General features: G+C 41.1%; 20 protein-coding genes. 14 read left to right on the top strand and 6 right to left on the bottom strand.

The window, feature by feature from the left end; all coding sequences use genetic code 11:
- Positions 1-19: 19 nt before the first annotated feature.
- Genes CUU64_RS14955 through CUU64_RS14965 form a run of 3 tightly spaced genes read left to right on the top strand, consistent with a single transcriptional unit; the run spans position 20 to position 4,141 of the window.
- Positions 20-2,065 carry a hydantoinase/oxoprolinase family protein gene (locus CUU64_RS14955; protein WP_101634392.1) on the top strand — a complete coding sequence of 682 codons (2,046 nt, stop codon included), beginning with the start codon at positions 20-22 and terminating at the stop codon, positions 2,063-2,065.
- 1 nt (position 2,066) lies between these two features.
- Complete coding sequence (locus CUU64_RS14960) at positions 2,067-3,809, top strand: hydantoinase B/oxoprolinase family protein (protein ID WP_101634393.1); 1,743 nt, start codon at positions 2,067-2,069, stop codon at positions 3,807-3,809.
- A 2-nt stretch (positions 3,810-3,811) separates the two neighbouring features.
- On the top strand, positions 3,812-4,141 hold the full coding sequence (locus CUU64_RS14965) for a cupin domain-containing protein (RefSeq protein ID WP_101634394.1): 330 nt from the start codon (positions 3,812-3,814) through the stop codon (positions 4,139-4,141).
- Positions 4,142-4,412: 271 nt separating this feature from the next.
- On the opposite strand, the gene CUU64_RS14970 is transcribed toward CUU64_RS14965, so the two are convergent.
- Positions 4,413-5,042, bottom strand: coding sequence for a class D sortase (locus CUU64_RS14970; protein WP_101634395.1), 630 nt, complete (start codon positions 5,040-5,042; stop codon positions 4,413-4,415).
- A 65-nt stretch (positions 5,043-5,107) separates the two neighbouring features.
- Positions 5,108-5,518: an excalibur calcium-binding domain-containing protein gene (locus CUU64_RS14975; protein WP_101634396.1), complete on the bottom strand. Its 411-nt coding sequence runs from the start codon at positions 5,516-5,518 to the stop codon at positions 5,108-5,110.
- Between the two features lie 480 nt (positions 5,519-5,998).
- Between CUU64_RS14975 and CUU64_RS22070 the strand changes: the two genes are divergently transcribed.
- Positions 5,999-6,160, top strand: a complete 162-nt coding sequence (locus tag CUU64_RS22070; RefSeq protein ID WP_180954619.1) for a hypothetical protein — start codon at positions 5,999-6,001, stop codon at positions 6,158-6,160.
- A 228-nt stretch (positions 6,161-6,388) separates the two neighbouring features.
- Here CUU64_RS22070 and CUU64_RS14980 read toward each other — a convergent pair whose 3' ends face one another.
- A complete protein-coding gene (locus CUU64_RS14980; RefSeq protein ID WP_101634397.1) occupies positions 6,389-6,550 on the bottom strand; it encodes an aspartyl-phosphate phosphatase Spo0E family protein in 162 nt (53 codons plus the stop codon).
- A 515-nt stretch (positions 6,551-7,065) separates the two neighbouring features.
- Between CUU64_RS14980 and CUU64_RS14985 the strand changes: the two genes are divergently transcribed.
- The 3 genes from CUU64_RS14985 (at position 7,066) to CUU64_RS14995 (ending at position 11,168) form a co-directional block, all read left to right on the top strand.
- Complete coding sequence (locus CUU64_RS14985; protein ID WP_101634398.1) at positions 7,066-7,623, top strand: glycerol-3-phosphate responsive antiterminator; 558 nt, start codon at positions 7,066-7,068, stop codon at positions 7,621-7,623.
- Positions 7,624-7,859: 236 nt separating this feature from the next.
- Positions 7,860-9,356 (top strand): glycerol kinase GlpK, encoded by a 1,497-nt coding sequence (gene glpK, locus CUU64_RS14990; RefSeq protein WP_101634399.1) that lies wholly within the window; start codon positions 7,860-7,862, stop codon positions 9,354-9,356.
- A 150-nt stretch (positions 9,357-9,506) separates the two neighbouring features.
- Entirely contained in the window at positions 9,507-11,168 is a 1,662-nt protein-coding gene (locus tag CUU64_RS14995; protein WP_101634400.1) for a glycerol-3-phosphate dehydrogenase/oxidase, read from the top strand.
- Positions 11,169-11,701: 533 nt separating this feature from the next.
- Here CUU64_RS14995 and CUU64_RS15000 read toward each other — a convergent pair.
- Positions 11,702-12,406, bottom strand: coding sequence for a thermonuclease family protein (locus tag CUU64_RS15000; RefSeq protein WP_219621876.1), 705 nt, complete (start codon positions 12,404-12,406; stop codon positions 11,702-11,704).
- Positions 12,407-12,615: 209 nt separating this feature from the next.
- A complete protein-coding gene (locus CUU64_RS15005) occupies positions 12,616-13,104 on the bottom strand; it encodes a YndM family protein (RefSeq protein ID WP_180954620.1) in 489 nt (162 codons plus the stop codon).
- A 505-nt stretch (positions 13,105-13,609) separates the two neighbouring features.
- Here CUU64_RS15005 and CUU64_RS21725 point away from each other — a divergent pair.
- The 7 genes from CUU64_RS21725 to fsa all read left to right on the top strand — a co-directional run bounded on the left by CUU64_RS21725 (position 13,610) and on the right by fsa (position 21,401).
- Complete coding sequence (locus tag CUU64_RS21725) at positions 13,610-13,744, top strand: BA3454 family stress response protein (protein WP_142383638.1); 135 nt, start codon at positions 13,610-13,612, stop codon at positions 13,742-13,744.
- 106 nt (positions 13,745-13,850) lie between these two features.
- Positions 13,851-14,537: a ribose-5-phosphate isomerase RpiA gene (gene rpiA / locus CUU64_RS15010; protein ID WP_101634402.1), complete on the top strand. Its 687-nt coding sequence runs from the start codon at positions 13,851-13,853 to the stop codon at positions 14,535-14,537.
- A gap of 210 nt (positions 14,538-14,747) precedes the next feature.
- The gene (gene rpe / locus CUU64_RS15015; RefSeq protein WP_101634403.1) at positions 14,748-15,398 is read left to right on the top strand and encodes a ribulose-phosphate 3-epimerase; all 651 of its coding nucleotides are present in this window, start codon (positions 14,748-14,750) and stop codon (positions 15,396-15,398) included.
- Between the two features lie 353 nt (positions 15,399-15,751).
- On the top strand, positions 15,752-17,254 hold the full coding sequence (gene zwf / locus CUU64_RS15020; RefSeq protein ID WP_101634404.1) for a glucose-6-phosphate dehydrogenase: 1,503 nt from the start codon (positions 15,752-15,754) through the stop codon (positions 17,252-17,254).
- Positions 17,255-17,285: 31 nt separating this feature from the next.
- Positions 17,286-19,280, top strand: coding sequence for a transketolase (gene tkt / locus CUU64_RS15025; protein WP_101634405.1), 1,995 nt, complete (start codon positions 17,286-17,288; stop codon positions 19,278-19,280).
- Between the two features lie 409 nt (positions 19,281-19,689).
- On the top strand, positions 19,690-20,583 hold the full coding sequence (gnd, locus tag CUU64_RS15030; RefSeq protein ID WP_101634406.1) for a phosphogluconate dehydrogenase (NAD(+)-dependent, decarboxylating): 894 nt from the start codon (positions 19,690-19,692) through the stop codon (positions 20,581-20,583).
- Between the two features lie 149 nt (positions 20,584-20,732).
- Positions 20,733-21,401, top strand: coding sequence for a fructose-6-phosphate aldolase (gene fsa, locus CUU64_RS15035; RefSeq protein WP_101634407.1), 669 nt, complete (start codon positions 20,733-20,735; stop codon positions 21,399-21,401).
- Positions 21,402-21,859: 458 nt separating this feature from the next.
- On the opposite strand, the gene CUU64_RS15040 is transcribed toward fsa, so the two are convergent.
- Positions 21,860-22,177 carry a winged helix-turn-helix transcriptional regulator gene (locus CUU64_RS15040; RefSeq protein WP_101634408.1) on the bottom strand — a complete coding sequence of 106 codons (318 nt, stop codon included), beginning with the start codon at positions 22,175-22,177 and terminating at the stop codon, positions 21,860-21,862.
- Positions 22,178-22,291: the final 114 nt, after the last annotated feature.

Genomic DNA, 22,291 nt, shown 5'->3' on the forward strand with positions numbered 1-22,291 from the left:
ACCAGAAAGGTGGATTATTATGAGAGTAGCAACCGATATTGGCGGTACATTTACAGACCTGGTCTACGTGTTAGAGGATGGGGAAATTGGAGTGGCAAAGAGCCATACAACCCCTCCCAATTTTGAAAAAGGGGTCATCGATGTTATCGAAAAGAGCGGCATCGACCAGACGGCGATCAAAACCTTCATACATGGCACAACTGTCATTATTAACGCCTTAACAGAAAGGAAGGGTGTTAAAACCGGCCTGATTACGACGAAGGGCTTCCGGGATGTACTTGAAATTGCAAGAGGGAACAGGCCTGATCTTTTTAATGTTCGCTATCAAAAACCAATTCCATTTGTAGATCGGTATCTACGAAAGGAAGTTGACGAGCGTCTGAACTATAAAGGGGAAGTAGTTACCCCATTGGATATTGAGCAGCTCAAGGAAATCATTGAATACTTCAAACAAGAGGGAGTCGAAGCAATAGCCGTTTCATATTTACATTCGTATGTAAATTCTTCCCATGAACAGGAAACAGTCGAACTGATTAAAGAATTGTGGCCTGAAGTAGCTGTAACTGCCTCCTATGAGGTGACTAAAGAATGGCGTGAATACGAAAGGACAAGTACGGCTGTCTTTAATTCATATGTAAAGCCAATTGCTGCTTCCTATGTAGATCGCCTTCATGGAAAACTGCTGGAGGGCAAAACGGAAAGCCAGAACTACATCATGCAATCAAATGGAGGAACAACTACGTTTGATAGTGCCAAGCAAACGCCTATTAACATGGTTGAATCTGGTCCTGTAGCAGGCATTTACGGGGCAGCCGTCCTGGGTGAAATTTTGGGCGAGGAAAATATTATCGCATTTGATATTGGAGGTACAACAGCGAAATGCTCCCTCATTAATAAAGGGGAGGTAAAGGTATCTACAGACTATTTCATTGAAAAAAATGAACGGAATGCTGGCTACCCTATCAAGGTTCCAGTTGTCGACATCGTGGAAATCGGAAATGGCGGCGGTTCTATCGCATGGATCGATGATGCAGGATCACTAAAAGTAGGTCCTCAATCAGCAGGGGCAGTACCGGGTCCGGTAGCATACGGCCAAGGCGGTACAGAACCTACTACAACTGATGCTAACCTTTTAACTGGGCGCCTTTCGCCGGAAAACTTTGACTTTGAGGTGGATTTAGAACAAGTTAAAGATGCGATAAAGGAAAAAGTAGCGGAGCATTATGAATTATCCGTTGAAGAAGCAGCACTTGGCATCATTCGGATCGCCAACTCTAACATGTTGAATGCATTAAAGTTGATTTCCATTAGAAAAGGTCACAATCCAAAAGATTTTACCCTTGTGGCTTTTGGCGGCGGCGGCTCCATGCATGCAACAGCATTGGCCAAAGAATTGGGCGTTAAGAAGGTGATTGTTCCGGTGGCATCCTCCGTCTTCTCGGCTTGGGGAATGCTTATGACAGACTTGCGACATGACTATATTCAAACCTATATCAAGAGTCTGGCGAATACGGAAGCAGGAGTGCTGAATAAAGAGTGGGACAAGTTGGAATCAAAAGCCTACCAGCAATATAAAGCAGAAGGGATGGAAGAAAGCAGCGTAGTCTTTTCCCGTTTTGCTGATATGAGATACACCGGACAGGAACATACGGTAAAGGTACCTGTGCCAGGAGGAAACTGGACTAGCGAAACGATTGCAGATGTTATAGGACGCTTCGGACAACTTCATGAGCAAAACTACACCTTCAAACTAGATGGTACGGATGTTGAAATTGTCAATCTTCATTTAACCGCATTTGGTAAGGTAGTTAAACCGCAATTAAAACAGATCGGTGGAGAAAACAAGCCTGCAGAAGAAGCATTAAAAGAAACGCGTCCTGTTTATTACGAAGAAATTGGCTGGGTTAAAACCAATGTATACAACCGTCAGTTATTAGGCTCAGGTGCAAAAATTCAGGGGCCGGCGATCGTGGAAGAACAATCAGCTGTAACGGTATTATACCCTGGCCAGAGTGTGGCAGTTGATTCTTATGGAAATTTAATCATTGATACAGGGGTGGAGTAAGATGGCACAAATGAAAACAAAGGTTGACCCATTTACACTCGAGATTGTGAAGGATTCGTTAATCGCGATTGGTGAAGAGATGTTTATTGCGCTTGCCAGAACCTCCATGAGTCCGATCATTTACGAGACGCTGGATTATGCAAGTGGTTTATTGGATTCAAAAGGGCAGCTTCTTACCCAGGGCAACGGGGTAACAGGGTTTATTGGCATGCTTTCATTTATGGTGCGGACAACCATTGACAAGTTCGGTGATCAATTGAAACCAGGGGACATCATTATCATTAATGATCCATATGGGGGAGGAGGCTCCCACCTTTCGGATGTCGGACTGGTTATGCCGATTTTCCATGATGGCGAGATTGTTGCTTTCTCTGCCAACAAAGCGCACTGGACGGAAGTTGGAGGGAAGGATCCTGGTTCTTTCAGTAATGATGCGACAGAAATCTTCCAGGAAGGATTGCAGTTCCCTTGTGTAAAACTTTTCAGTGAAGGGACAGTGAACGACTCATTAATTGATATCATTCGTTCCAATGTCCGATTCCCTGATCTTTCTTTGGGTGATTTATGGGCACAGGTTGCCGCTCTCAGAACAGGCGATAAAAGGGTGAAAGAGCTATGTGACAAATATGGCAAAGAAGTCTTGAAGGATTCAGTGAATCATTTGCTCGATCACGGGGAACAAATTGCTAGGAAAGAACTAGCTAAGCTTCCTAAGGGTATATTTGAAGCAGAAGATTTTATCGATGATGATGGGTTTAAGAACGGCCCATTTAAAATCAAGGTAAAAGTGACGATAACCGTTGAAAAATTCATCGCTGATTTCCGCGGGAGTTCCCCACAGGTACCTGGACCGATAAATTGTTCGTACACCGCCCTTGTTTCAGCTGTAAGAGCGATTTTCCTTGCGATCACAAATCCTACCCAGGATGCGAATGACGGCGTCTTCCGTTTGCTCGAGGTCATTACCGACGAACGTTCTGTTTTGTCAGCCGAACGCCCGGCACCTGTATCGATTTACTGGGAAAGTATGTTTGGTGGAGCCGACCTGATTTGGAAAGCACTCGCCCCTGTAATGCCTGACCGTCTATCAGCTGGACATTTGCTATCCGTTTGCTCTGTTGTTTTATCTGGCCTACATCAGGATACCAATTCACCGTTTCTTATTGTTGAACCTTCAGTAGGCGGATGGGGTGCAGCTGAAGGGCAGGATGGTGCAAGAGGACAATTCTGTTTTGGTGACGGTGAAACGTATAATGTTCCTGTTGAGGTTGCTGAAACACGATATGGTGTCATGATTGATGAATACAGTCTTCGAACTGATGGAGCAGGAGCAGGAGAATACATCGGTGGTGCCGGTGTAATCCGTTCATATAGAGCCATGACAGACAACCAGACCGTCTCTGCTACATTTGGCAGAAATCAATTCATGCCTTGGGGCGTAGGTGATGCTAACGAAGGATCTGCAAATGAATTCATCATTGAAAAAGCAAATGGTGAAGTGGACGGACCGTTTGGAATCTACCCAAGATATCCGTTAAACAGAGGCGATGTCGTGAAACTGATGACGGCAACAGGCGGAGGGTATGGGCACCCATTTGACCGTCCTGCTGAAAAAGTGGCGCTTGATGCGAAAAATGGCTATATCACTATTGAACAAGCAAAAATGGATTATGGTGTGCTAGTCCACTGTGTATCTTTTGCTGTTGAAGGAATTACAGAAGAAAGGCAAAAAAGGGGGGCGTAAGGATGGAAGTGTTGAAAATTGACAAAGTGGATGTTGATCCACTTTCTGCTGTACCAATGCGAAACCTTTTCGAAAAGATGAATGTGAGCGGAAATTTAAAGATGGGTACTGTATCAATTCCTGCAGGGAAGCGTGTTCCTGTTGAAGGGGTCTCCAAGCACACAGAAAATGAATATTCCATTATTGTAAAAGGCTCCCTTGCTGTGGAGAGCGGCGGTACTACTTACCGTATATCTAGTGGAGACGCCACATTTATTCCAGCAGGCGAAGAGCATATTGCTTTCAATGATGGTGAAGAAGATTGTGAGATTATTTGGGTGCTGGTTGGGTGAGGTTGATTATTTAGGTTTTACATGTGACAAACCTGGTGTCTGCATTAAAAACTGACATCAGGTTTGTTCTTTTTTATAGAGAAATAAATTTCACATCTGCAACCATCAAAATGAGCACCTACTGGAAATTCAGTATCTATATGCTTTTTGATTGGCTTTAAATTTTCATCATTCCTGTACAATAAAAATGAAACGATTTAATAAGAGTGCGTGGATGTTATACGAACAAAAAAGATAGCGGCTCAAAAGGTCACTATCTTTTGTGGATTTCTCATTGAATTAGTATCGCTTGTATTACATATCGCTCAGGCGCATTTCCTACATAATTAAAGGGATAACAGGTGGTTAGCGTCAATGTAGGTTCTCCTTTTTTTACAATCACAGATCGGTCATTTTTTTCCGTTATAAATATGTTTTGGATAGTATACGTGAATAGGCTGCCATCATACTCCACGTTAAGGACGTCTCCTTCCTTTAGCTCATGAAGATTGTAGAATACTGTATCCCGGTGTCCGCTTAGGACAGTATGGCCGCCGCCTTTCGGCGTTGTTGTTAAGTTACTGACAAACATGCCCACACCCCTTTTCAGGACATCTGCGTCAGTTCCCCAGTATACTGAATATTTTTGGCCGATTTTTGGAATCACGAGCATGGCCACCTGTTCTCCTTTTGGGTAGTGCATAGATGTAGATGAGGTTTGCTTGACGTAAGGGGCTTCTTGCTCGTTTAAGTCTGAAACCTTAATATCCTCATGTACTGCTTTTTCTATCTTTTGATATTTCTTCAGTTCCTTGTTGTCCAGATTTTCAGCAGCTGAACGGCCAGTGTGCCACTCTAGAGAGAAATAAGCCCCAACTATCAAACCTGCAAGCATTAAGGAAATTCCTATCCATCGTGTCATTCTTTTGTCTCCTTACATGTAAAGAAGGCGACAGGCTGCCCTGTCGTCTTCCTATAATTAATCATTTAGTTAGTTTCCTTTTTCCGGAACACCAACACAGAGCCGGCTAGTAACAATGCGACACCAAAGCCAATCATGGTCATGTTGTTGGTAGCAGTATCTGGCATTTCTTCTCCTTCACTTGCGTTGGTAGATGTGTTCATTTCGGTATCTGAATTGTCGGAATCATCATTGGAGTTTAGAGTTGCGGCAGCCTGGTCTAAATCAGCTTGCGAAGTTTCACATGGAAGGCCGTCGCCATCTGCATCAAGACGGTGCGGGTCATTTGTGGCAGAATAGCCGTTACTCACCCAAAAATTTGCCACTTCTTCGCCGCTAGAAAATTGCGGGCAGTCCCTATCTTCTTCAGCGTTTGCTTGTGTGTACCCAGTGAACAATGTGACAAAAACTAGAAATGCTGCAAACCAATTCTTCATAAATTCCCTCCGTTGATGTGTATTTGTAATACATTTACCATCTTAGGGATATATCGACAGATTTTCAAATGATAACCATAATAATTTACAATATTTAGACAATTCTTCCTATTTTTCGCGGAACGGATTAGGAAAACAGGCTCACCTAATGGAATTGATATTTTGTAACGTTTTACGGGGTTAAAAAGGAGGGAGGGGGAAGATGCAAACATTGGTAATAGCATGGATTTATATAAGGGAGTGCATTTGTTTTTTCATAGCTTTAATATATAAGCGAAAAAATAGATATTTAAGCGAAAATCTAATATATAAGTAAAAAATCAAATATTTGAGCGAAAAGCTTTATGAACGAAGTTAGAAGAATGGCGGCATTATGCTTTTGCCTAAGGGATATTTTGTTAAATACCTTTAATGGAACAAATGAATTTTCTTTTATTAGCCAATAATAAGAAGGAGTAAAAGCATAAGGAGGAGATAAAGTTGAGACATGATCCAACTGGCGAAAAATCAAAAAACAACTTTGAATTTACTTGGGATGACTCGTTCCACTCAATAACAGAATTAGAAGATACTGATATTAAGTCTAAAGACAATGATTTAGCTACAACCAGGGCCCTTGAGGACGATTCTTCAAGTAAGTGACGAAAACAAATATTGCACATAATTTGTCCTTAAAGTGGCAATAGCGAAAGACTAAAACAAATGTAGATTAAAATATTGAAAATTAAGTGTCCATTTATGGATGCTTGTTTTTTGTGAGTAAACCAAACTTTGATCCCTGGATAAAGAGATATAACGGAACGATTTAATGTCGTGCTAAAGGAACCGGAACATCACCTAATCAGTTTGTCAAAGAAGGGTAAAAACTTTTTAACTGCAGTATTTACGAAGATTAAACTGAATATTTAAAAGGTAATCTAACTCTTGGCTTCTTTGTACAGTGATCGGAGAGCTTAAGCCATATTTTAATCCAGCATCAATCATTTTTGCTCTACGTTTTTGTATCATATATGTAAGTAATTGACTGGTCATGCTTAAGATCCTCACTTTCTAGAAATGTGATATCAATACAATATTTTACAATGTAAAATTATGAAAGAAAATAGGTGATGAATGTAAAATTTGACGAATTTGTGACAATAGATGTTAGCGCCACTTTTTTTGGAGAAAGAAGTATACAAACAATTGTCTTCGTAATTTACCCCCACTATTTTTAACTTAAAAAATGTTTTAAAATCCTGGTTCAAAAATGTGAGAGGTACTAGTAACTTTATAGTAAAATTATGTTCATATCCACTTGGCTAATTTCTAGAGTTGTCCTTCATGTACGGATGAAGAATATTTAACTCGCCTGATCCCAGGATTTTTTCCTTCAGATCCCCGATAAAAGACATTTTATTTGTCTAATACCGGGGTTATGTCCTTCATGTCCGCAATGAAGGACATAATGCATAATGTATTAAAAAACTAGTGGTATCTTCTATGGAACAATAAGGCAAGATGAAAAAATTCGTAATAATCATGTTACTGCCGAAAGGACTAAATAAATGAAACAAAAAATTTTACCTGCTTCCGCAAACATGAAGGACTTCGAAGCGTTTTTGCAAAGCTCCTACGAGATTGGTGTTTTTTTAGATATGCATATGGCCCAGTTAAAGCATATTGATAGAATGGCGAAGGAAAAAGGCAAGAAGATGATCTACCATGTAGATTTAATCCATGGTATGAAGAATGATGAATACGCCACAGAGTATATTTGTCAGGAATACAAGCCTTTTGGGTTGATTTCAACTAAATCAAGTGTCATCCAAAAAGCAAAGCAGAAAGGGGTTATTGCTGTACAAAGAATGTTCCTCATTGACAGCCACGCTCTTGAAAAAAGCTATAAGTTAATCGAAAAAACCCAGCCTGATTACATAGAGGTCCTTCCTGGAGCTATGCCTGCCATCATTTCGGAAGTAAAAGAAAGAGTGAACCTGCCCATTTTTGCCGGGGGGTTAATCCGGACGCCTGATGATGTAAATGCAGCCCTTTTGGCAGGGGCAACAGCCATCACCACTTCAAAACGGAAATTATGGGACTTGTTTTCGGAAGGCACAGAATAAGTATTAAGTGATTGACACCGTTTTTCATGGAATTATATACTTACCACAGGAAGTGCATATTCAGACTACACATATAATAGTAACGGAGATATGGAGATTCACACAGCAACCAACTCGAAGGTTTAGGTCTGTCCGTGGGTCTCCTTTTTATCTATGGCAGAGTCCTGCAAGACATATATAGTTGGTTAGAATTAATCAAAATAAAGTAGTCTGCTTAATTAACGGAGGGGAGTATCTTGGAAAAATACATATTATCTCTCGATCAAGGGACAACAAGTTCTCGAGCGATTATTTTTGATAAGAATGGTGAAATTGTACATATCGCTCAAAAGGAATTCACGCAGCATTTTCCGAAACCAGGCTGGGTGGAACATAACGCCAATGAAATTTGGGGTTCTATTCTTTCAGTAATTGCAGGAGTCCTGTCCGAATCGTCCATAAAACCCGAACAAATTGCAGGAATTGGGATTACAAATCAGCGCGAAACAACTGTCGTTTGGGATAAGGAAACGGGTACACCGGTTTATCATGCCATTGTATGGCAGTCTAGACAAACTAGAGAAATTTGTGAAGAGTTAAGAGAAAAAGGCTATAATGACCTTTTTCGTAAAAAAACCGGGCTGTTACTTGATGCTTATTTTTCCGGAACAAAGGTAAAATGGATTCTTGACAACGTGGAAGGGGCACGTGAAAAAGCGAATCAAGGAAAGTTATTGTTTGGAACGATTGATACGTGGTTGATTTGGAAGCTTTCTGGGGGCCGTGCCCATGTAACAGATTACTCCAATGCATCCCGAACCTTATTGTTCAACATCCATGAATTAAAATGGGATGATGAATTGCTGGAAATTTTAGGCGTCCCAAGATCAATGCTCCCAGATGTTAGACCTTCCTCTGAAATCTATGCAAACACCGCCGATTATCATTTCTTTGGCAAAGAGGTTCCTATTGCAGGGGCGGCGGGTGACCAGCAAGCCGCCCTATTTGGACAGGCATGCTTTGAAAAAGGAATGGCGAAGAATACGTATGGTACCGGCTGCTTCATGTTAATGAATACCGGAGAAAATGCTGTTTCATCTGATCATGGATTATTAACCACCATAGCATGGGGCTTGAAGGGCAAAGTGGAATACGCACTTGAGGGTAGTATTTTTGTGGCTGGTTCTGCCATTCAGTGGCTTCGTGATGGATTAAAAATGCTGCAAGATGCAAAGGAAAGCGAGGGCTATGCAACAAAGGTTGAATCAACAGATGGCGTTTATGTAGTTCCGGCTTTCGTAGGTTTAGGCACGCCATACTGGGATAGTGAGGCTCGAGGGGCTGTTTTTGGTTTAACCCGCGGCACATCGAAGGAGCATTTTATCCGGGCAACATTAGAGTCATTGGCTTACCAGACGAAAGATGTGATCGCTTCTATGGAAGCTGACTCAGGAATTGAACTGAAAACCCTTCGTGTCGATGGAGGAGCAGTTAAAAATAATTTCCTCATGCAGTTCCAAAGCGGTCTTTTGGATGTTCCGGTACAAAGGCCTGTCGTAAATGAAACAACAGCATTGGGAGCAGCCTACCTCGCAGGACTTGCTGTTGGTTTCTGGGAAAGCAGAGAGGAAATAGCGAAGCAATGGTCCGTTGATCGGCAGTTTTCTCCAAACATGACGGCTCAACAACGTGATGATTTATATAACGGTTGGAAAAAAGCGGTACATGCAACAATGGTTTTTAAAGCAAATTAATATTCAACTGAATTCTTTTATGGTAAAATGAATCCAAGTTAATATTTGGCAGGAGATTCGGAGAGACCACAAAAACATTATCATATTGATAGTGTGTTTTGTGGTCTTTTGTTATTTAATTTGGAAAATCAACATCAGGAGGGATCCATTTTGCAATTTTCAAACCTAAACCGTAACGATTTTATAAACAAATTTAAGAATCAAGTATTCGATGTTTTAGTAATTGGCGGGGGAATTACAGGAGCTGGGATTTCCCTCGATGCCCAGACAAGAGGAATGAAAACAGCCCTTGTTGAAATGCAGGACTTTGCAGCGGGTACCTCTAGCCGGTCGACGAAATTGGTTCATGGGGGGCTTAGATACCTGAAACAATATGAAGTGAAAATGGTTGCAGAGGTCGGGAAAGAGCGGGCGATTGTATATGAAAATGGACCGCATGTGACAAACCCTGAATGGATGCTATTGCCCATCCATAAAGGCGGCACTTTTGGAAAATTTAGTACTTCAATTGGGCTCCGTGTATATGATTTCCTGGCAGGTGTTAAAAAAACTGAACGAAGAAAGATGCTATCTTCAGAGCAGACATTAGCCAAAGAACCACTTCTGAAAAAAGCCGGCTTACAAGGAGGCGGCTATTATGTTGAATACCGTACCGACGATGCGCGGCTTACCATTGAGGTGATAAAGGCTGCGGTGGAAAAAGGGGCAACTGCCTGCAATTATACAAAGGTATTAAGGCTTGTTTATGAAAATGGAAGGGTATCAGGTGTTCTTGTACAGGACCAATTAACGGGAGAAAAGTATGAAATACGTGCAAAGAAAATTGTGAATGCAGCGGGCCCTTGGGTTGATGAAATTCGCGTGATGGATCAATCCAAAAAAGGGAAGTTCCTACAGCTCTCTAAAGGAGTTCACGTAGTCATTGACCAGTCGCGTTTCCCCTTAAAACAAGCGATTTATTTTGATACGCCAGATGGTCGGATGGTGTTTGCAATCCCGCGTGAGGGGAAGGCCTATGTAGGAACCACGGATACGTTTTATAGTGGGGATGTTGTAAATCCTTCTATGACAGCAAGCGATCGTTCTTATATATTAGATGCCATACACTATATGTTCCCTGAACTGAAAATCAGTGAAAAAGATGTGGAGTCCAGCTGGGCAGGTGTCCGTCCACTTATCTTTGAAGAAGGAAAAAGTGCATCAGAAATCTCCCGGAAAGATGAAATTTGGGAGTCGGATACAGGTTTAATCACGATTGCAGGCGGTAAGCTAACAGGCTACAGAAAAATGGCTGAAACGGTAATTGATTTACTCGCTCGACAATTCCGTTCTGAAGAGGGACTCATCTTTGATTCTTGTATAACAAAGCATCTCCCTATTTCAGGTGGTGATGTCGGCGGTTCAAAACGATTTGAGTCATTTGTTGCGGATCAAACCAAAAAAGGTGTTGAAATAGGTCTGACTAAGGATGAAGCGGTAAAACTAGCAAGAATATATGGTTCCAATAGTCAAACGGTGTTTCAATTATTGAAAGATCATATAGTTGATGCAAAAAAATATCAATTGCCTTTAGACATATTTGCTAAGCTGCTTTATTCAGTTGAACAAGAAATGATTGCTACACCAATCGATTTTTTTAACCGTAGAACTGGAGCCACTTTATTTGCTGTTCAAAGCGTAAAAAAGTGGAAGAATGGAGTAATCACCTATTTAGCAGACCGATTTAATTGGACTTTCCATGAGAAACATCAATATATGTCCTCGCTGGAGGAGGCATTAAGAGCTGCTGTTATTCCTGTATCAGAAGAATAGCTTCCTTTTGTTTTTACATGTCCGGTTGTGCTATACCGGATTCAATAATCTTGAAGGGATGATGGATGAACGGTGAATAACTAATCTTATTTTTTAACTTTGAAATCAAATATTTCAAATGAAAGAAATAGGATTAGTCTCCCCATTTACCTATAAATTGTTGAGCTACGAATCGTACATAGCTTATTTGATTATGTTAAGGTACGGCTAATCCTTCCAAATAACTGGGAGGGTTTTTTATTGGCTACTAAGCTTAGCTTTATCAGCCCAACCGACGCATGGTACAGAGAACTTGATAAGAAATTTAAAGAGTTAACGAAACAAATAAATGAGTTAAAGTAAAGAAAGCAATCATCTTTTTAAATGGAATGATTCAAGCAGGGGATTGTTGTCCTCACTATGTTTAAATTTGGCATTTTCACATTTATTTTATAAAAAAAGAAACGGGGCTCCGGGTAGTCAGAGAAACCGACTTGCTGGAAGCCTCGTTATTTTATCGTCCGTTCACATAGAAATTCTTTTTTGTTAATGCCTTAATACATTCCCTTATGATATTTCTTGGCATAAGTCATTGCTGAACGGATCCTGGTTTCAAATCGATACGTGCCATAGTCGTAAAAGTCTTCAACCCAACCAGATTTCGTAATATCCTCTTGGAGAAGCTTTCCATCAACCCAGACCCATGCTAACAGACGGCTGTACTTGTCGTACTTATCTTTGCCATCTAACTCCAGCGTAATTTTCTTTGCCTGCTTCAGTCGGGAGCATGTGTAATTGCTTGCTTCTTTTCCATACTTTTCTTTTGTTGTTGTATACTCCGGCGTATCAATGAAAAGGAAACGGGTTTTTGTTACTTTGCCATTGATTTTAAAATTGGCTGTATCTCCATCTACACAGCTGGAGAGAGTTGCTGTATATTTTGTGTTTAAAGTTTGTGCCGGTGTTGGTGCAGTACCGTTTGGCAGCTTATAGCCGTCTTCTAGGTAGATCTTGTTCACTGTAAGCTTATTCTTACAAGAGTTGCTGCTGTGCTTTTTAATTAGGGTAAGCAATTGAGCTTTGCTTTTTGCTGTTTTGGCTAAACTAGTAGGCTTATGTAATAAATAGGCACAATCAGAATTCCGGAAATGTCCTCCTAATTTGTCTAATCCCCCAGAGTGAGCGTCAGACTGATTTGGGAAAATAGATAAAAGTACAAAGGTTACAACCACAAGCAATAATTTTTTTACCTTCCGCATAATAACCACCTTTATAATGTTGGTAATTAAGTAACATGCTAATATTACCATATAAATGGATATATAAGGATGGTAAATCAAACCAATATTGCATTCGAAATTTTTAACATTAGTTAGTCGGGAGCGGCCATGCTTCTTTGAGGGTTTCGAAGATACGTTGATACGGAGATGATAGGCAAAAAAATACCCAATCTTTTAATTGGGTACCTTTATACCTTATTTGTATTTGGATCGTGGTTATTTTCTTCCTTTGCGTTTCTTACGTCAGGTCTAGCAATCGCAAGGTCTTCTGATGCCTCAGTTTGAAATTTAGCGTTGTTTACCCTGCGGTTCTCATTTGTGTTTGTTGCTTGTCTTTCATTTTCTCTTCGAGGGACAATCCGATGATAATAGAATTCCAAAATGGTAATAAACGAAGCTCCTAACAATGACGCCGTGACCAAGTAAGCTTCATTAGTTACGATAGAACTGATGTACATGATCACCAGAAATGCCAATACGGAGTCTGCAATAGTCGCAATCGTGTTACTTGTTCTTCGCAGAATGTAGAGGTCACCTAAAAGATAGCCAATTGCACTTAACCCGAAGGAAATATACACCACATCGCCGACCGAATAATCAAATACCACTCCAAGAATAATCCCAAGAACAACAAGTGTGGAAAGAAACTTAATTAAAAAAGCAATCACATGTCGCATTTCATCCATCTCCTTTTGTAATATGATTCCAGATATGTGAGAGTGTTATTCGAGGAATATTCGACTCATGGCTCTTTAGTGTCTGTATGCCGATTGTTTAAATGAACGGTTTGTTTGTAGGATTCCTTCATGGTGAAAAAACGATATATCGAAGCACACGAAATAAGAGATTTCGGTCTCATGACAGTACACGGAATGCTTTGCCTAACAAGCCTGTAGTTATGTAAATCATATCTGAGCTTAATAACATACATATCGACGGTTTCATTAATGTTTCCCACACTTGGTATCATACACACTTTTAGTAACCCATATACAGAATTGATTGAATCAATATTTATTCAAGGTACAGTTGTAGATACCGAAAAATATATAGAAAAGTACATAGTAAGTAGCTTCACGCTTTTTTGTTGACGATGTTTATCACGAGGACTATTATAGTTACGTCATGTAACCTAAATAAAAAAAGTTACTCTAAATCTGAATACAGAAAGAAGGGAAAAGGATGAAAGAAATAACAGTAGTCGTGAACCTAAATGGACACAAATATCAAACCAACGTAGTTGTGAACGGCAAGGCCCGGCAAGATGAGATCCTGAACCTGGCCGAAGAACAAGTCAGAAAACAATGGGCAAGATAAAGATGATTTCTATTGGGAATCACTAACAAATTCTCTTCTATTTTTAAAAGATGTAAAGAGAAATTACTTAGCGGAAGAAACTTAACGCGAAAGGAGAGTGAACAAAGTGAATGAAAAACGGATGGTTGGTGAAAAAGCGGCAGAGTTCGTGAAGGATGGCATGGTTGTGGGAATAGGTACGGGTTCAACAATTTTTTATACGATAGCAAAGCTTGGCGAGTTTGTTCAACAAGGCCTGTCCATTAAAGGGGTTGCCACTTCCATCCAAACAGAACGACTGGCAAGACAGCACGGGATTCCGATTGTGACTTTTAGTGAGATTGATGGAATTGATTTGGCACTGGACGGAGCGGATGAAGTGAACGATCATTTCGATCTTATTAAAGGAGGTGGCGGGGCGCTCTTGCGTGAGAAGATCATCGCACACGCAGCCAATACTTTTATTGTTGTTGCTGATTCTTCCAAAAAGGTAAAGACATTGGGAGCATTTGGACTTCCTGTCGAGGTTGTTCCTTTTGGATTTGAAATGACTGCAAAACATATCCACGCACTGGGAGGCAATCCACGCCTGCGTCGCGAAAAAGGGATACCATATAATACTGATAACGGTAATTATATTCTCGATTGTGATTTCAAGGAGATTTCTGATCCAGAAAAACTGGAACAAAGTCTAAATATGATTCCGGGTGTTGTCGAAAACGGGTTATTTGTCCGTATGGCTGACAAAGTCATTACATTGAACGAGAACAAAGAAATTATATTGAAGGAGCGCAAATCAGAAAACGGGATGTAATGCTGCGAAAATCTCCTAACCGAGACTTGGCCCATAAATCTGATTTTTCGCTGATATAGTAATTTTCGCTCATAAAACGGGTTTTCACTGGTACATATCAATTTCCGCTGATACATGTAATTTTTCGCCCAAACATCCTATGTGTCTATTAGTCGGGCATTTCCGTTATGAATCACAGGAAATCCAAAAGAAAATGCGAGGTTGAATGAAATGGTTAAAATAGCACCTTCTATCCTGTCTGCTGATTTTTCCAAGCTGGCAGAAGAGATAAGAGAAGTAGAGGCCGGTGGCGCCGATTATGTCCATGTAGATGTAATGGACGGCCATTTTGTGCCTAACATCACAATTGGTCCACTTATTGTGGAATCAATCCGTCCTGTCACAAGATTGCCTTTGGATGTGCATTTAATGATTGAAAAGCCGGATGTTTATATTCCTGCGTTCGCTAAAGCCGGAGCTGATATCATCTCGGTTCACGTTGAGGCGTCCCCTCATTTGCACCGCACGATCCAGCTAATTAAACAATATGGAAAAAAAGCAGGGGTCGTTTTAAATCCGGGTACTCCGGTCGAGCAAGTGAAAGAAATCCTCCAGGATATTGATTTAGTCTTATTGATGACTGTAAATCCCGGTTTTGGTGGACAAACATTCATTGAAAGTGTTTTGCCAAAAATCAAGCAAATGTCTAGGATGATCAAGGAACGCGGGTTATCAACTGAAATTGAGGTCGACGGAGGCATTCAGGCACAAACGGCTAAATTATGCGTGGAGGCCGGAGCGAATGTTCTTGTTGCAGGCTCTGCTATTTATGGGCAAAGCGATCGAAAAGCCGCGATTGAAGCCATAAGAAACAACATATAAAATAGGCAGCAATAGGCATAAAACAGAAGTCGCTATGTATTTTAGTGCACTTATAGTAACTTGTGTATTATTAATTAGTTAACCGCTTTCATTTTTATGTTTCGCAATTCGGAAGATTGTGTCTTTTACTTATTGGTTTTACTTTAAACATTTTGCTTGACGCTTAAAATAAGCAGGTTTACTATAGTTATGAAAAGTAACCAATTGAATAAAAAATTCCTGTAATGTTTGTTTTTTTAGGGAGATAAAGATTCCTCTGGTACGTGTGCGTTCTTTGTGCCTAGCTACCTGCAATCTAATGAATATCCCGACAAAGGCATAAAAACTAGTTACATAAATAAGGGGGAACGAACATGGAATCGATGTCCTTTGTTTTATTTGGGGCAACAGGGGATTTAGCGAAAAGAAAAATTTACCCAGCGTTATATAATCTGTTTGTGGAAGATAAATTGCCTGGGCCCATTTCAATCATTGGGTTAGGCCGTAGAGGAATGTCGGATTCCGATTTCCAGGCTAATGTCAAGGAATCGATCGAGACATTTTCCAGAAGATTACCAGACGATAAGAACAAAATGGACGAGTTTCTTGAAGCCTTCCGTTATTGTATCTTTGATGCAACAAATAAGAATGACTACCAAAAACTTTTAGAGCTTGTCGAGCGGCGTGAAAAAGAATTGAACATTCCGGACAATCGGATGTTCTACTTATCCGTTGCACCTGAGTTTTTTGACTTGATCGCATTAAATATTAAAGACAGTGGTTTAGGTTCTACCAATGGATGGAAGCGTCTCATTATTGAAAAGCCTTTTGGCCATGATTTGAAATCAGCCCGCGAGCTAAATGAAAAACTTAGCAAAGCGTTCGACGAAGAGGAAATTTATCGGATTGACCATTACCTTGGAAAACCAATGGTTCAAAACCTGGAAGCCCTTGAATTTGCAAATCCCATCCTTCAGGCTTTATGGAACAACAAGTATATTGCCAATGTCCAAATTACAGCAAGCGAGACGGTGGGTGTAGAAGAGAGAGCCGGTTATTATGATCACTCCGGTGCAATTCGTGATATGGTCCAAAACCATATGTTGCAGATGGTCATGATGACAGCCATGCATCTTCCTGAAGAAATCAGCGCGAACAACATACGTCAAGAAAAGATTAAGGTACTTGAAGCCCTTCGTCCACTCAGCAAAGAGGAAGTTGGTACACACGTGATACGTGGACAATATGGTGCGGGGAACATTAACGGGCAGCAGGTTGTTGGATATAAAGAAGAACCTGGAATCGACGCTTCTTCAAACAACGATACCTTTGTTGCCGCGCGACTGCTGATTGACAACCCTTTCTGGAGCGGTGTTCCGTTCTATATCCGAACAGGAAAACGGATGAAAGAAAAATCGACACGTATTGTAATTGAATTTAAAAACTCCCTCAAAGAGATGTACAAAAACCAGAAAGGGAATGTAAATCCTAATCTGTTAATTATTGAAATCAATCCGAATGAAAATATTACGCTGCAATTGAATAGTAAAAATCCATTCAATAACGGTGGAATCGAACCAGTGAAGGTAAACTTTTCTGCTGAGCAAAAAGGGGTACCGGAAGCTTATGAACGATTGATTTTTGATGCCATCCGCGGCGATTCTACATTCTTTGCCCATTGGAAGGAAGTTGAATTGTCCTGGCAGTGGGTACAGCCTGTTATAGAGGCTTTTGAAGAAAAACTGTTGCCTCTTCATTCCTATCCTTCAGGTTCTTATGGTCCCGAGGCAGCCCATAACTTGCTGAAAGAGGAAGGATTCAACTGGTGGCTGGATGAAGATCCTTCGGAAACCGATGAAATAGCCTTATCCGTTTAATGTAGAAAAGACACCACGAGGAGGAAAAAATATGGCTCTAAACATCGAATCATTAGCCGTTAATACAATACGAACTTTATCTATTGATGCAGTCAACAGTGCCAATTCTGGCCACCCGGGCCTTCCGATGGGAGCAGCCCCTATGGCTTATGCATTATGGGCGAATCATTTAAACCATAATCCTGCAAATGCCAAGTGGTTTAACCGGGATCGATTTGTTCTTTCTGCCGGCCACGGTTCCAGCTTGTTATATAGCTTGCTGCACCTGAATGGGTACAATGTATCCATTGAAGATCTGAAGAACTTCCGTCAATTAAACAGTAAAACACCGGGCCATCCGGAATTCGGCCACACAGATGGGGTGGAAGCTACCACAGGTCCTCTGGGGCAAGGAATTGCGAATGCGGTAGGAATGGCTATGGCTGAAGCGCATTTAGCTGCGAAATTTAACAAAGATGGGTTCCCGGTAGTTAACCATTATACTTACGCCCTCGTTGGAGATGGGGATCTGATGGAAGGGATTTCATACGAAGCCATGTCTATGGCTGGCCATATGAAACTTGGCAAGCTCATCGTTTTATATGATTCAAATGAAATCTCATTGGATGGGGAATTAAATCTCTCATTCTCAGAAAATGTTCAAAAAAGAGCGGAATCTTTCAACTGGCAATATTTGCGTGTGGAAGACGGCAATGACGTGGCAGATATCACGAAGGCCATTGAAGCAGCAAAGCAAAATCCTGACCAGCCAACACTTATCGAAATCAGGACCATTATCGGCTACGGCAGCCCGAAAGTGGCCGGCACAAACAAAGCTCATGGTGCACCGCTTGGCATTGAAGAAGCGATCGCTACAAAAGAAGCATACGGTTGGGGCTACGGTGAAGATTTCTTTGTTCCGGAAGAAGTTAAGGGCCATTTTGCAGAACTTAAACAAAAAGGCATGGAAAAAGAAAATCAATGGAATGAGCTATTCAACTCTTACCGAGAAGCGAATGCTGAATTAGCTAATGAATTGGAACAAGCCATCAAAGGCGAATTTCTGATCGAAGCAAAAGACATACTAACTTATGAAGCTGGAAAGTCGATTTCAACTCGCGTAGCAAGCGGGGAAGCGATCAATCATTATGTGAAATCAGTTCCTGCTATTTTTGGAGGAAGCGCCGACCTTTCTCATTCAACTATGACTGATATCAAAGGTGAAGATGCCTATGCGGTGAAGTCGTATAGCGGACGGAATGTATACTTTGGCGTGCGGGAACACGCCATGGCGGCAACTGGAAACGGGATGGCCCTTCACGGAGGCGTGAAGCCATTTGTGAGCACATTCTTCGTATTTAACGATTATATGCGCCCATCCATCCGCCTGGCAGCTCTTCAAAAATTACCTGTCATCTATGTGTTGACGCACGATTCCATTGCCGTTGGTGAAGACGGTCCAACTCATGAGCCAGTCGAGCATCTAGCCAGCCTACGTGCGATTCCGGGGCTTACTGTCATCCGCCCGTCTGATGCGAATGAAACAGCGAGTGCTTGGGCTTATGCTTTACAGCAAACGGATGGTCCTGTTGCGCTTGTCCTCAGCCGTCAAAACCTGCCGGTGTATGAAGAAACAAAGAGCAATATCGAAAATGTTTCTAAAGGTGCTTATGTATTGACACAAACAAACGAAAAACCGGACGTACTCTTGTTGGCAACCGGTTCAGAGGTCTCATTGGCTGTTAACGCAAAAGCGGAATTAGAAAAAGAAAACGTATCTGTACGAGTCGTTGCTATGCCAAGCTGGGAATTGTTTGATCGACAACCAGAAGATTATAAGGAAATGGTTCTTCCTTCTTCTATAACAAAACGAATTTCCCTTGAAATGGGCATCTCTCTAGGTTGGGAACGTTTTGCAGGCCTGCAAGGAAAAGTACTTTCTATTGATACTTTTGGGGCTTCAGCTCCTGGTAATCAGGTCATGGAGCTATTCGGCTTTACAACAGAAAACGTTGTTCAAACAGCAAAAGAATTATTAAAGATTTAAGTTTACTATTAAGCTTAGAAGTCAACGAGCATTGTAGCATAATGTGAGGGTTCCTATGAGGGAAAAAGGATGTAATTGTTTCAATCGAATTGTTTCTATCGTCAACCTTCATAGGAAGCTAACGGTGTCATCAATAGAAATATAGAAAATGAAATACCGCAAATGAAAGACAAAATCCAGGAAACAGGCAAGTAAAACGTCCTTCCTTGCTCATGAAGGACAAAATCCTGGAGTCAGGTAAGTAAAATGTTCTTCATCGCTCATGAAGGACAAAATCCTGGAGTCATGCAAGTGAAATGTCCTTCATCATAGACATCAGGATCAAATGCCAGGAATCAGGGCAAGTGAAATTTCCTTTATTGCGGAACGAAGAATAACAACAGAGATGAAACTATAGGGGGAAATGAGAATGCAAGTCGGACTAATCGGCCTTGGAAAAATGGGTTTAAACCTTGGAAAAAACTTAATTGATCATAAACATGAGGTAGTCGCGTTTGATTTAAATACTAACGCGGTAGAAGAAATGACGTCTTATGGCGCCAAAGGAACTTCTAGCCTACAGGAGCTCGTTCAATCGCTGGACACTCCAAGAGTTCTTTGGATTATGGTTCCTCATGGGGTTGTAGACTCCGTTATCGGTGAAATAACACCATTATTATCCAAAGGTGACATTGTGATTGAGGCAGGCAATTCACACTATAAGGAATCGATTCGCCGCTATAACGAGTTACACGAAGCAGGCTTGTACTTTATGGATGCAGGAACATCCGGCGGTATGGAAGGTGCGCGCAATGGAGCTTGCTACATGATCGGTGGAGACAGCGAAGCATGGGAAATCGTTGAGCCGATCTTCCGTGACACTTCTGTGGAAAATGGCTATTTATATGCTGGAGGAGCAGGAAGCGGCCACTTTTTGAAAATGGTTCACAATGGAATTGAATATGCCATGATGGCTGCCATCGGCGAAGGCTTTGAAGTATTAGAGAAAAGCGAATTCGATTTTGACTATGAAAAGGTAGCGAGGGTTTGGAATAATGGCTCCGTCATCCGCTCATGGCTCATGGAGCTGACAGAAAACGCGTTTTCCAAGGATGCGAAGCTGGATGAAATCAAAGGGATCATGCATTCCTCCGGTGAAGGCAAGTGGACGGTGGAAACAGCTTTGGATTTACAGACAGCTACTCCTGTTATCGCCATGTCCTTATTGATGCGTTATCGTTCATTAGAAGACGATACGTTTACAGGCAAGGTAGTAGCCGCCCTTCGCAATGAATTTGGTGGACATGCTGTAGAAAAGAAATAAGTAGCTTATTTTACCAATAGTATTCAAAGTATTGTATAATTCATTCATGTCTAGCGCAAGGACCCAGTAATTTTGTATATTAACATCGGCATCTTGACATTTCTTAAAGGGTGCTTGCGCTTTTCTTATAAAAATGGAGGTTAAGGAACATGAAATTTTTTATTGATACTGCAAACCTAGAAGAAATTAAAAAAGCGTACAAAGTTGGTGTATTGTCAGGAGTTACTACGAACCCTTCCTTAGTTGCAAAAGAGGGCGTGAAATTCGAAGACCGTATCGGTGAAATCCTTCAAGCTGTGCCTGAAGTTGAATCCGTCTCTGCCGAAGTCACTCCTGATGCTGTTACTGCAGAAGATATGATTGCACAAGCAGATGAGTTGATCAAAATTAATGGCGGAGATAAAAACATTACAATCAAGCTGCCTATGACTCTAGCCGGCTTAGAGGCTACTCGTTATCTAGCAAAAAAGGGCGTTAAAACGAATGTTACCCTAATTTTCACAGTGAACCAGGCGCTATTGGCTGCACGCGCAGGCGCTACATATGTTTCACCATTCTTAGGCCGTCTGGATGACATTTCTGAAGATGGTGTGCAATTGGTTTCAAAAATCGCTGAATTATTCCGAATCCAAAATCTGGACTCACAAATTATTGCAGCTTCTGTCCGCCATCCGGATCATGTAACCCGAGTGGCTTTGGCTGGGGCACATATTGCGACCATTCCATACAAAGTCATCGAACAGCTTTCCAAACATCCACTAACTGATCAAGGCATTGAAAAATTTGCTGCCGATTGGCAAAATGCTGTTAAAAATTAAGTCAAATTTTCATGCCGGATGACTGTTTCGTCTAATGCTTTTTCCTTTATGAAACAAAGTGAAGTTGATCATTTGAGTGCGTGAACTCAGCGGACTGATGATGGTTGTCAGGTCCGAATGATCAACAAGATGTTTAAAGGATTGGAAGATAAGCAAGCAGAATAGGTGAGATGGTTATTCAAATAGATTGGCAAATGAAAATCCCCTTATCAGTCTCTCACCGATAAGGGGGTTTTTTATGCTGAATCTTTTGAAATGTTAAAATGTGCCGCTGCTTCTTTAGTCCTTGTAATCGCATCCTCTTTCATTTCGTGCGCTCGTTCCGGAAATCTTTGATGTCTTTCTCCGTGATGTTCTATAACCAAGCTGGTCTTAAGTACAATGAGTAAATCTCAGATTTTTTCTAATGATAAGAGAGCTTATCGATCTAACACCGCCTGCCTAATAAGGCATGGAGGTTAATCTTTGATCCAGCTTTCCGCCCAATCGCTAATTGGGCCAAGAATCTTCCCCAATTCCGTTCCTTTTTTCGTAAGTAAGTATTCGATCCTTACAGGACGATCAGTAATGACATGGCGCACAACAATATTGTGCTCCTCCAATTCCTTCATTCTCTCATTGAGCATACGTTTGCTCAAATCGGGAATCATGGTATGGATTTCACTAAAACGCTTTGGTCCGCTCATTAATACATAAATAATTAAACCAGTCCACCGTTTTCCGATAAGTTCAAAGCTCTTTTCAACCTTGGGACATAAGCTTGGCTGTTCTTCCATCCGATTTCATCTCCTTTTGATTTGCACGAAACATATCTTATGCACTTATTGTAACCATTTTAAATCTGGTAAAAAAGGTATTTTCTCGATATTTAACAAAAATGTCTAATTTGA

Source organism: Bacillus sp. V5-8f, from assembly GCF_002863565.1.
In the GTDB taxonomy this organism is placed as follows: Bacteria; Bacillota; Bacilli; order Bacillales; family DSM-1321; genus Peribacillus.